General features: G+C 31.4%; 1 pseudogene. It reads right to left on the reverse strand.

Going from position 1 to position 682, the window contains the following annotated elements:
- Positions 1-51: 51 nt before the first annotated feature.
- Positions 52-261, reverse strand: a pseudogene (locus I4N53_RS05605) (LacI family DNA-binding transcriptional regulator); the annotation flags it as partial.
- Positions 262-682 lie beyond the last annotated feature (421 nt).

The raw sequence follows: 682 nt of genomic DNA on the forward strand, positions 1-682 counted from the left end.
AAAGGTGGGCATTCAGAAAAAATACCCACCCCAACTATTGACAAAGAGCCTTTTCTTTAAATCAACTATCACCAATCCAATAGTTTTTGAACTTTTTCCTCTAAGCATCCTTGCTGAAGCGTGAGGAACATAATTATATTCCCTGATAACTTTTAAGACCTTTTCTTTAGTCTCAGGCGGAACATTCGGATAATTATTTATTACTCTTGAAACTGTACTACGTGAAACACCTGCAATCCTTGCAATATCCTTGCTATTCATGCACCTTACTCCTTATTAAGAGATAATTATAAATTCGTGTTTCTCTAATTATAATACAAATTTCCTTATATTTCAACAAAAGAAGCCCTCACCTGCTACAAAAAATTATTTTATTCTGTTCTCTATTTTTCAAGTCATATCTCGGTATTACGCCTGTACTTTTTTTAAATCTTACCATGCAAAGAAGTGCCATATTTTTTAACACTATATTATGCTATTATTTTTAAAAGCAATATGTTATTAAGAATCTTTATAACACAATCTTATAAACACGTGTTTACGGAATTATTATATAATATAACATTTACAAAAGTCAATATGACTTTTGATTTTCTTTTTGTTTTCAAATTATCAGACATCTTACAACAGCCTGAAGGTCGAGCTTTAGTTTTGTCGCTTTGGAACATCGGAGCGACGATGC

Origin of the sequence: Thermoanaerobacter sp. CM-CNRG TB177 (genome assembly GCF_018588165.1) — a bacterium.
GTDB classification, from domain to species: domain Bacteria; phylum Bacillota; class Thermoanaerobacteria; order Thermoanaerobacterales; family Thermoanaerobacteraceae; genus Thermoanaerobacter; species Thermoanaerobacter thermocopriae.